This is a genomic window from Hathewaya histolytica (assembly GCF_901482605.1).
GTDB lineage: Bacteria > Bacillota > Clostridia > Clostridiales > Clostridiaceae > Hathewaya > Hathewaya histolytica.
Genome location: NZ_LR590481.1, coordinates 1108015 through 1119658 on the forward strand (window position 1 = coordinate 1108015; position 11644 = coordinate 1119658).

An 11644-nucleotide genomic window follows, 5' to 3' on the forward strand; every position below is an offset into this window, starting at 1 on the left:
ATTATATCATAGTAAAGAAATATTGCCATAAATAGTATTTATAATTTGAATTTAATATTATATAATAATTATGACTAATTAGGAATAGGTGATAATGTGCAGAGTATATGGACTATAAAGAAAATAAATGGAGATCTTACGCCCCTTGTAAAACGAACAGGTATAGATCCATTATTTATAAAGATATTAATTAATCGAGGAATAAAGGATGAAAAAGATATTTTAAAGTTTTTTAAAGGTGATTTAGATAGTCTTTATGAGCCTTACTTAATGAAAGACATGGAAAAGGGTATAAGTATTATTAAAAATGCTATAGAAAGGGAGAGATGTATAGCTGTATATGGGGATTACGATGTAGATGGTGTTAGTAGTACTGTGATTTTATATAAGGGTCTTAAACGCTGTGGCGCTAAGGTTAAGTATCACGTGCCTGATAGAGAAGACGAAGGGTATGGTATGAGCATAGAAAGGATTAAAAAGCTTAAAGATGAAGGCGTAGAAGTTATAATAACTTGTGATAATGGTATTTCTGCTTTAGAGGAAGTAAAGTATGCTGTTGGACTTGGAATGGAAGTTGTGGTTACAGATCATCATCAACCACCGTTCAATCAATTGGAGAATGGGGAAAAAGAATATATTCTTCCCAATGCTCATGCAGTTATAAATCCTAATCGCAGGGATTGTGAATATCCTTTTAAGCTATTATGTGGAGCTACCATATCTTACAAATTCATTCAAGCACTATATAGACTTTTTAATATAAATAATAATGAAACCTATGAGCTTTTGCAGTATGCTGCTATAGCATCAGTCTGTGATGTAGTAGATCTGATTGATGAGAATAGAATTATTGTAAAAGAAGGTTTGAAATTAATAAATAAAACTGAAAGTATAGGACTTAAAGCTCTTTTAAAATCAATAGGTATTTTAGATAAAGAAGTTAAAGCATATAATATAGGGTTTCAAATAGGGCCTTGTATAAATGCAACAGGAAGATTAGAAACTGCTGCTTTAGCCATAGAATTGTTCTTATGTGAAGATGAGAAAAAAGCCGAATATTTGGCAAATAATCTATATGAGTTAAATAAAAAAAGAAAAGATATGACAAGTGAAAATGTAGAAGCTATAATAAAGGAATTAAACTTAAAAACTGACTCTACAGATAAAGTGATTGTTATATATAGAAAAGAAGTTCATGAGAGTATTGCGGGAATAGTTGCAGGAAGGGTAAAGGAACATTTTAATCTTCCTACAATAGTTTTAACTGATGGAAAAGAAATGCCGAAAGGGTCAGCAAGGTCTATTGAGGAATATAATATGTTTGAAGAACTTTTTAAGTGTAAAGATTTGCTTCATAAATTTGGAGGCCATCCTATGGCTGCCGGATTATCTATAGAGGAAGAGAACATAGATAAATTAAGAGAAACCCTCAATGCCAATTGTAGTTTAGAGGAAAATGATATTATGCCTAAGGTTAAATTAGACAGTACATTACCAAGAAACTTTAATAATTCAAAATTCATGGCTTATTTAGAGATTCTAGAACCTTATGGCAAGGGTAATTCCAAACCCTTATTTGGAGAAAAAAATATAGAAGTTCTGAAATTAAGTTTAATTGGAAAAAACAAAAATGTTTTAAAAATGAATTTAAAAGTCGGGTATGATATTTTAAGTGCTATAATGTTTAATAATATAGATAGTTTTATGGAATCCATAAGAAGAAATTATGGTGAGGATATTTTACAATCTTTACTTAACCAAGAAGTAAGGGGAGTTTATATGGATTTTGTTTTTTCCCTTGACATAAATAACTTTTTAGGAAAGAAAAGCGTTCAATTAATAATAAAGGATTTTAGAATAGAAAAATAAGTAGGATGTATAGCTTCTTATAAGCTATGCATCCTACTTTAAATTATTAATTACCTATCTACATCTAGTAATTAATTTTATTAACTTAAATGATTTACAATCCTAGAATTAAAGATTTCTTTCGTATTGTTCAACCATTTTTTTAACCATTTCTCCCCCAACAGAACCACATTCTTTAGAAGTTAAGTCACCGTTATATTCAGTAAAGTTTACTCCTAATTCCTTTGCAGTTTCCATTTTAAAGTTATTTAATCCTTGTCTTGCTTCTGGTACTAAATTTTTATTTCTAGCCATTTTAAATTCCTCCCTTTACCATAACTAATTTTTAAACTATTTTGTGTTGCATTATTAGTATTACCATTAAATCTTGATTTATTAGCACTTTTACTAGTTTTGTAATGTTAGTTTAGGAATTTGTTTCTAAAACTATTTTAAGTTATTTTCATATTGGTGTACCATTTTTTTAACCATTTCTCCACCAACTGAACCATTTTGCTTACTAGTTAGATCTCCATTATATCCCTCTTTTAGTGGAACACCTAACTCTCTAGCAGTTTCCATTTTGAATTGGTTTAATTTACCTTTAGCTTCTGGAACTAAAGTTTTGTTTGAGTATGATGCCATGTTGTTTCACCTCCTTTGCTTCGTTGTAGTCTTATTTTAACCGTATATAGAAATTTTATTTTAGGTTTTTCACGGTATGAAAGATATGATATACCTATTATTCCAATGAATAGAAAAAATGCGATTGTAAAAGTTAATATTGAAATAATATTGAAAAGAACTTATTATTAATGTGAATATATAATGATATAATGAAGAGTAATAAAAATATTTTTCTTAAATAAAAGATAGGGTGATCATATGAAAAAGTATAAAATTATAATGACAGGTGGCGGTTCAGCAGGACATGTAACACCCAACTTAGCACTAATACCTAAATTAAAACAAGAGGGATTCGAAGTAAAATATATAGGAAGTAAGAATGGAATAGAGAGAAAAATAATAGAACAGGAGAATATTCCATATTTTGCTATAGAAAGTGGTAAACTAAGAAGATACTTTGATTTAAAAAACTTTTCAGATCCATTTAAAGTTTTAAAGGGAATGGTAGATGCTGTTAAGATTATAAGAAAAGAAAAACCTGATATAGTTTTTTCAAAAGGTGGATTTGTATCAGTACCTGTAGTTATGGCAGCAAAACTTAATAGGATTCCAGTTATAGCTCATGAATGTGACATGACTCCAGGGCTTGCAAATAAGATATCCACTCCATTTTGTAATAAAGTGTGTGTAACTTTTCCAGAAACTCTACCATACATTAAAGGAGACAAAGGAATAGTTACAGGACTTCCAATTAGAGAAGAGCTTTTTCAAGGTAAAAGGGAGGAAGGATATAGGATTTGTGGCTTTAGCGAAGAAAAGCCTGTCCTACTTGTAATAGGCGGAAGCTTAGGTTCGATTGTAATAAATAAAGCTATTAGAGAATCTATTTATAAGCTGTTAGAAAATTTTAATATAATTCACATATGTGGAAAAGGGAATTTAGATAGCAGTATGGATAATATAAAAGGCTATAGACAGTTTGAGTATGTAAGTGAGGAATTAAAGCATTTTATGAATACTGCAGATTATTTCATATCAAGAGCAGGTGCTAACACTATATTTGAAATTTTAGCTCTAAAAAAGCCACATATTTTAGTACCCTTATCTCAAAAGGCAAGTAGAGGAGATCAAATTTTAAATGCTAACTCTTTTGAAAAGATGGGATATAGTATGGTTATAAAGGAAGAAGATTTAAATAAAGAAGTATTATTTGGGAAACTTATGGAGCTTAAGAATAATAAAAAAACATATATAGACAATATGGAACAAAGTAAAGGTGTTAAAGCTGTTGATGACATTGTAGAATTAATTAAAAATTATGCTCTTAAAAAGTAGAAAAATTTATTTGGGGGTAGTATATTGAAAATTAAGTTCTTTGGGGCTGCAAAACGAGTTACAGGGTCTTGTCATATGTTAATTATAAATGATAGGAAAGTGCTTTTAGATTGTGGACTTTTACAAGGAAAAGATGAAAGTGAATTAGAAAACCAAAGATTTAATTTTAATCCTAAAGAAATTGAGTTTGTCATATTATCACATGCTCATATAGATCATAGTGGAAGAATACCGCTACTTTATAAACAGGGATTCAAAGGAATGGTTTTATGTACTAAACCAACTCGTGATTTATGTACTGTTATGTTACCTGACAGTGGGTATATACATGAGATGGATGTTCAGTGGAAAAATAGAAAAAGAAAGAGACAGGGTCTTCCTCCAGAGGAACCCTTATATACGTCTAAAATAGCGGAACTTTCAACATATTTATTTACTGGATATAACTACGATGAAATCATAGAAGTTTTTCCTGGTCTTAAAGTTAGATTTAAAGATGCAGGGCATCTTCTAGGATCTTCTATAATAGAATTATTTATTAAAGAAGATGGAAAAGAAGAATTCAAACTCGTATACTCCGGTGATTTAGGGAATAAGGAGCTTCCACTTATAAAGAGTCCTTCAACAATAGATTATGCGGACTATGTAATTATGGAAACAACTTATGGAAATAGATATCATGAGGCTATAGAAAGGGAATATGTAGAACTTGCAAATATAATTAAAGATACATTTAATAGGGGGGGCAATGTAGTCATACCATCTTTTGCAGTAGGGCGTACCCAGGAGATATTATATATATTAAATAATTATGTTGAAAATAATATAATTAAGGATATAAATGTATATGTAGATAGTCCACTTGCCATACAGGCTACAAAAATTTTTGAAAAAAATTACGACCAATTTAATGACGGTGTAAAAGAAAAAATACTAAATGGAGATGACCCATTTAAGTTTCAAGGTCTAAAATTTACCACAACTCCAGGAGAGTCCATGGCTATTAATAAAATAGATAAAAGTGCAGTTATAATATCTGCAAGTGGAATGTGCGAAGCGGGTAGAATAAGACATCATCTTAAACATAATCTTTGGAGAGAAGAATCTTCTATTGTATTTGTTGGTTTCCAAGCAGAAGGTACGTTAGGGAGATCTCTTTTAAATGGAAGTAAAAAAGTTAATCTCTTCGGAGAAGAAATTGCTGTAAATGCCCATATATATAATCTTCCAGGGTTATCTGGCCATGCTGATAGGGCAGGTCTTTATAAATTTATAGATAATATGAAAAAGAAACCTAAAGAAGTTATTTTAGTTCATGGAGAAAAAGTAGAACAAGAGAGTTTTTATAATCTTCTAAAAGGTGAAGAATACAAAGTTAGGATAGCAAGCTTAGGTGAAACTTACTTTATTAATGAAAAAGAAATTAGAGATTATTCGATTAAAAATGCTATTTTAAAAGAACTAGAAGACTTTGGTGAGGTAAATGAAATTAATAAGAGTATTTTATTAGATAAATTATCGAGTATTTTAAAAGAATAATATTTAAATATATTAATTAAGATAGTAAAAAAGATTGAGTAATTATAAAGCTCAATCTTTTTTACGTATATTTATTAATCATGATTAATAAGCAGAGGATTTATAATAAAGAATCTGTATGTAGTTAGAATAGAAGATAAAATAAGGTTTGTATATTTAAATATAGTACATTTTTATATAATTGCATGGAATACCTAAATAACAAGTTTTTAATAATGAAGTAAGTGTTATATAATATATACGCAAGATAGCATATAGAATGATAGACATTATCATTTATAAATAACCTTCAAAAATAGTAATAAATATTATATTAACTATTTACATGAGGTGAGTTTAAGTGTTATATTTAATAATGGTAGAAGGTTTTGAAAAATCAAAATTGTTCTATTGTAATTATAATTATAATAATTTTTGTATACTGCAATAAATAAGGTATACTTGTATTATAGAAAACAAATATTTATAAAACATTCAGAAAGAAGGGTTTGCGATGAATAGAAAAATGAAAACTATGGATGGTAATACTGCCGCTGCTCATGTAGCCTATGCATTTACTGATGTAGCTGCCATTTACCCAATCACGCCTTCTTCTCCAATGGGAGAAAAAGCTGATGAATGGTCATCACAAGAAAAGAAAAATTTATTTGGACAACCAGTAAAAGTTATGGAGATGCAATCAGAAGCGGGTGCTGCAGGGGCGGTTCACGGAGCGCTTCAAGCGGGGGCTTTAACTACAACATTTACAGCATCTCAAGGATTACTTCTTATGGTACCAAATATGTACAAAATAGCTGGTGAATTATTACCAGGGGTATTCCATGTTAGTGCTAGAGCATTAGCTACACATGCACTTTCAATATTTGGAGATCATCAAGACGTAATGGCGGCTAGACAAACAGGATTTGCATTGCTTGCATCAAGTAGTGTACAACAAGCTATGGACTTAGCAGCAGTTGCGCACCTTTCTGCAATAAAAGGAAAAGTACCATTCATGCACTTCTTTGATGGATTCAGAACATCTCATGAACTTCAAAAAATTGAAGCTTGGGATTATGAGCAACTTGGAGAACTTGCAGAAGAAATTCAAGATGACATTAAGGCGTTTAGAAATAATGCTTTAAATCCAGAACACCCTGTAACAAGAGGTACTGCTCAAAACCCAGATATATATTTCCAAGGTAGAGAAGCTTCAAATAAATACTATGAGCAATTACCAGAACTTGTAGAACACTTCATGGGAAAAGTTAATGAAATGATAGGTACAGATTATCACCTATTCAACTACTATGGAGCTGCTGATGCAGATAGAATGATTATCGCTATGGGATCAGCTTGTGAAGCTATAGAAGAAGCTATAGATTATTTAAATGCTAAAGGTGAAAAAGTAGGTTTACTTTCTGTACATTTATATAGACCATTCTCTATTGAACATTTCCATAAATACATACCAAAGACTGTTAATAGAATAGCAGTACTTGATAGAACTAAGGAACCAGGTTCAATAGCGGAGCCATTATTCTTAGATGTTACTCATTCATTCTATGGATGCAATGAGAAACCACTTATAGTTGGTGGAAGATACGGACTAGGTTCAAAAGATACAACTCCAGCTCAAATAGTTTCTGTATTTGAGAATTTAAAATCAAATGAACCAAAGAATGGATTTACAATTGGAATCACTGACGATGTGACTTACACATCATTACCAGTTGGAGAAGAATTAGATGTAGCATCTGAAGGTACTAGAGCTTGTAAGTTCTGGGGTCTTGGATCAGATGGTACTGTTGGAGCTAATAAATCAGCAATTAAAATTATTGGAGACCATACAGACATGTATGCTCAAGGATACTTCTCATATGACTCTAAAAAGTCAGGTGGTATAACAGTATCTCACTTAAGATTTGGTAAAGATAAAATAAGATCTACTTATTTAATAAATAAAGCAGACTTTGTAGCTTGTCATAACCAATCTTATGTAAACAAATATGACGTTTTAGCTGGTATTAAAGACGGAGGAACATTCTTACTTAACTGTATATGGAATGAAGAAGAATTAGACAAACATTTACCAGTAAAAATGAAGAAATATATTGCAGAACATAATATAAACCTTTACACAATTAATGCAGTTAAAATAGCTCAAGAAATCGGTTTAGGTGGAAGAATTAACATGATAATGCAAGCTGCTTTCTTTAAGCTAGCGAATATCATTCCACTAGAAGAATCTATTAAATACCTAAAAGAAGCTGTTGTAACTTCTTATGGTAAAAAAGGTGAGGCTATAGTTAAAATGAATCATGATGCTATAGATAAAGGAATAGATGCTATAGTTAAAGTTAATGTTCCAGAAAGTTGGAAAGAAGCTACTGAATCTGATTCTTGTGAATGTGGCTGTGAATCAAAAGAACAAAAACCAGCATTTATAACTGATATAGTTGAAGTTATAAATAGACAAGAAGGAGACATGCTACCAGTAAGTGCGTTTACAGAAGGTGTTGATGGTACATTCCCTCCAGGAACTGCTGCATATGAAAAAAGAGGAATAGCAGTAAATGTTCCAGAGTGGCAAGTAGATAAATGTATACAATGTAACCAATGTGCTTATGTTTGTCCACACTCTGTAATTAGACCAGCTTTAATGACAGAAGAAGAGGTAAGTAATGGACCAGATACTTTAGAGGTTAAACAAGCTAATGGTGGACCAACAATTAAAGAATACAAATTCTCAATAGTAATAAGCCAACTTGACTGTACTGGATGTGGTAACTGTGCACAAGTATGTCCAGCACCAGAAAAAGCTTTAATTATGAAACCAATTGAGCCACAATTAGAAAAACAAAGTGCATTTGATTATGCTATTAAGCTTCCAGCTAAGAAAAATCCAATGAATAAAAACACTGTAAAAGGAAGCCAATTTGAAACTCCGTTAATTGAGTTCTCAGGTGCTTGTGCAGGATGTGGAGAAACTCCATATGCGAAACTTATAACTCAATTATTTGGTGATAGAATGATGATATCTAATGCTACAGGATGTTCATCAATATGGGGTGGAAGTGCTCCTGCAACTCCATATACAGTAGATCAAAACGGACGTGGACCAGCTTGGGCTAACTCATTATTTGAAGACAATGCTGAATTTGGTTTTGGTATGTTCTTAGGATCAACCCAAATGAGAGAAAGAATATTTGGACTTGCTCAAGAAGCTCAAGAAAGTAATTTAAGTGATGAATTAAAGAATACATTAAAAGAATTCTTAGGTAATAGATTCGATGGAGAAAAAACTAAAGAGTTAAGAGATAAATTACTTCCAATGTTAGAAGCAGAAAAAGAAAATAAAATAGCTGCTGAAATCTTAGAAAAGAAAGACTTCATAGTTAAACAATCTCAATGGATATTTGGTGGAGATGGTTGGGCATATGACATCGGATTTGGTGGAGTTGACCACGTACTTGCATCTGGAGAAGATGTAAACATTCTTGTATTTGATACAGAAGTTTACTCAAATACAGGTGGACAATCTTCAAAAGCTACACCTACTGCAGCAATAGCTAAATTCGCTGCTGGTGGTAAGAGAACTAAGAAAAAAGATCTTGGTATGATGGCAATGAGTTACGGATATGTTTATGTTGCTCAAATAGCTATGGGTGCAGATAAGAACCAAACTATTAAAGCAATAACAGAAGCTGAAAATTATCCAGGCCCATCATTAATCATAGCATATGCTCCATGTATAAATCATGGAATTAAAATTGGTATGGGTAGTAGCCAATTAGAAGAAAAGAGAGCTGTGGACTGCGGATATTGGTCATTATATAGATATAACCCAACATTAAAAGACCAAGGTAAGAATCCATTTGTCTTAGATTCTAAAGAACCAAAAGAATCATTCATAGATTTCTTAAAAGGTGAAGTAAGATATGCATCACTTGAAAAAATCAAACCAGAGTTAGCTCAAGAATTATTTGAGAAAACTGAAAAAGATGCAATGGAAAGATTAGAAAACTATAAAAAACTTGCAAAAGATCAATAAGATATAATTAATAGGAGACATGGAACAATTCTATGTCTCCTATTTTAATCTCATGTTTTTTATTATAAAGGCTTATAAATAATTATAAGGAATAAATAAAATAGTTTTGGTAATTATTAAAGTAGGAAGCTTTTAAAAGAATAATATAAAAAGTTTTGTTAAAAAGAAAAAATTTTATAAAAAACTCTTTTAATATTCTTAAATAAAGGGTATTATTATACCATAAACCAAAATAGGAGGTAATTAAATATGATGGATAAAGAAAACAAGTGCACTTGCAATGGTGAAGTAAATAAATGTGGTTGCCACGAAGAAATAGAACACTCTCATGAATCATGTGGTTGTCATGAGGAAGCAGAACATTCTCACGAATCATGTGGTTGTGGATGTGGAGATGAAATTGAAACATTAACTGTAGAACTTGAAGATGAAGAGGGAAATGTTATTACTTGTGAAATAATCGATGGTTTTGATTATAAAGATAAAGAATATGCAGTTTTACTAAATCCACAGGAAGATACTTATTATATATTTGAAGTAGTTGGAGACGATGAAGACGGTGAATTAGTAGTACCTTCAGAAGAAGAATTTGAAGATGTTAGAGAGTACTACGAAAATTTAGTTGCTGCAGAAGAATAAGATAATAAATGAGCCGTTGCATACGCAGCGGCTTTTTATATGGAGTATTATATTATATGGAGTGATTACTTTGGAGAAACTTGCAATCTTTGATGTAGATTTTACTTTAACAAGAAAAGAAACATTATTGGAATTTTATAAATTTATGCTTAAGAAACATCCTAAATTTTTAATATATATACCAAGAACTGTGTTCTCAGGGTTATTCTATGTATTAAAGTTTCATGATGAGAAAAAAACAAAAGAAATATTTACTAGGTTTATAAGAGGTATAAGAGAAGAGGATATGGAAGACATAGTAAAGGAATTTTATGAAAAGGTATTATGTAGAATAATATATAAGGATTCTATAGATATGATAGCAAAACTAAAGAAAGAGGGATGTAAAGTTATATTAATTTCTGCATCTCCAGAATTTTATTTAAAATCTTTATATAATATTAAAGAAGTTGATAAGATAATAGGCACTAGGATTAGTAAAAAAGATGGCATATACCAAAATAAGCTAGAAGGTGAAAACTGTAAGGGAGAAGAAAAGGTTAGACGTCTTAAGAGCTATATAAAAGAAAAGAATATAGATGTTGATTTTAAAAATTCCTATATGTTCTCAGATTCCTTAGCAGATTTACCTCTTTTTAAATTAGTAGGAAAACCCTATTTAATTAACTATAATAAAAAATATGATGATATAGAAATATTAAATTGGAAATAGTAAAAAATCAATAAAAATGGAGGTATTAAAATGTCTTCTGCTAGAAAGCAATTTTATATTTTTAATGGAAGTTTAGAAAAAGAAGAAAAAAATCTAGAAGAGATTCTTAATCAGGGAGATATTGTATATGAGGTTATAAGAATTATAGAAGGTTTTCCTCTTTTTTTAAAGGAACATATGGATAGGTTACATAATTCATGTTCCCTAATAAATATTCAATGTCCTATAAAACAGGAAGAAGTATTTAGACATATTAGGGAACTTTCAGCTAGTAATGAAATAGATTTCGGTAATATTAAGATAGTTTTAAACTCCAATTCTTTAGAATATGCAATATATTTTATACCACACTACTATCCTACAGAAGAAGAATATGAAGATGGGGTAAAAACTATTTTATATAATGGGGAAAGAAAAAATCCTAATGCCAAAATTGTAGATATGAGTTTTAGAAAAACTGTTACAGAAAAAATTAAGAAAGAAAATGCTTATGAGGCTATATTAATAGATAAGAACGGAAATATTACCGAAGGAAGTAAGTCAAATATTTTTATGGTTAAAGGAGATGTAGTATTAACTGCACCTGTAGAAGGCGTTCTTCCAGGAATAACCCGTAATAAAATCATAAATGTTATAAAGGATCTAGGTATAAGTTTTGAAGAAAAATATGTTAAAGATGATGAAATAAATTCTCTACAGGGATTATTTATTTCAGGAACATCACCTAAAGTCCTTCCTATAAATAAAGTTGAAACTATTAGTTTTAATCCTAAAAATAAAATTATTATAGATATTATGAAATTCTTTAATAAAGTAATAGAAGAGGACATTAAGTTTATAAAAAATAATTATTTTAAATAATTTTAAATAAAGTAATTAAAAAGTTATACGATAATAGAATAGGAAAACTT

The 11644-nt window shown here is 30.2% G+C and carries 9 protein-coding genes; 7 read left to right on the forward strand and 2 right to left on the reverse strand.

Annotation, left to right across the window (positions count from 1 at the left end; translation table 11 throughout):
- Positions 1 to 96: 96 nt before the first annotated feature.
- Entirely contained in the window at positions 97 to 1869 is a 1773-nt protein-coding gene (gene recJ / locus FGL08_RS05235) for a single-stranded-DNA-specific exonuclease RecJ (protein ID WP_138209776.1), read from the forward strand.
- A 108-nt stretch (positions 1870 to 1977) separates the two neighbouring features.
- On the opposite strand, the gene FGL08_RS05240 is transcribed toward recJ, so the two are convergent.
- Together FGL08_RS05240 and FGL08_RS05245 are read right to left on the reverse strand one after the other, a co-directional pair.
- Complete coding sequence (locus FGL08_RS05240) at positions 1978 to 2163, reverse strand: alpha/beta-type small acid-soluble spore protein (RefSeq protein ID WP_138209777.1); 186 nt, start codon at positions 2161 to 2163, stop codon at positions 1978 to 1980.
- A gap of 132 nt (positions 2164 to 2295) precedes the next feature.
- A complete protein-coding gene (locus tag FGL08_RS05245; RefSeq protein ID WP_138209778.1) occupies positions 2296 to 2493 on the reverse strand; it encodes an alpha/beta-type small acid-soluble spore protein in 198 nt (65 codons plus the stop codon).
- A 240-nt stretch (positions 2494 to 2733) separates the two neighbouring features.
- Between FGL08_RS05245 and murG the strand changes: the two genes are divergently transcribed.
- From murG to FGL08_RS05275, 6 genes are all read left to right on the forward strand, one after another.
- On the forward strand, positions 2734 to 3810 hold the full coding sequence (murG, locus tag FGL08_RS05250) for an undecaprenyldiphospho-muramoylpentapeptide beta-N-acetylglucosaminyltransferase (protein ID WP_138209779.1): 1077 nt from the start codon (positions 2734 to 2736) through the stop codon (positions 3808 to 3810).
- Positions 3811 to 3834: 24 nt separating this feature from the next.
- The gene (locus FGL08_RS05255; RefSeq protein ID WP_138209780.1) at positions 3835 to 5349 is read left to right on the forward strand and encodes an MBL fold metallo-hydrolase RNA specificity domain-containing protein; all 1515 of its coding nucleotides are present in this window, start codon (positions 3835 to 3837) and stop codon (positions 5347 to 5349) included.
- 493 nt (positions 5350 to 5842) lie between these two features.
- A complete protein-coding gene (nifJ, locus tag FGL08_RS05260) occupies positions 5843 to 9382 on the forward strand; it encodes a pyruvate:ferredoxin (flavodoxin) oxidoreductase (RefSeq protein ID WP_138209781.1) in 3540 nt (1179 codons plus the stop codon).
- A gap of 252 nt (positions 9383 to 9634) precedes the next feature.
- Positions 9635 to 10021: a DUF1292 domain-containing protein gene (locus FGL08_RS05265; protein WP_138211277.1), complete on the forward strand. Its 387-nt coding sequence runs from the start codon at positions 9635 to 9637 to the stop codon at positions 10019 to 10021.
- Positions 10022 to 10091: 70 nt separating this feature from the next.
- Positions 10092 to 10733, forward strand: a complete 642-nt coding sequence (locus FGL08_RS05270; RefSeq protein ID WP_138209782.1) for an HAD-IB family hydrolase — start codon at positions 10092 to 10094, stop codon at positions 10731 to 10733.
- A gap of 30 nt (positions 10734 to 10763) precedes the next feature.
- Positions 10764 to 11594: an aminotransferase class IV gene (locus FGL08_RS05275; protein ID WP_138209783.1), complete on the forward strand. Its 831-nt coding sequence runs from the start codon at positions 10764 to 10766 to the stop codon at positions 11592 to 11594.
- The last annotated feature ends 50 nt before the right edge of the window (positions 11595 to 11644 follow it).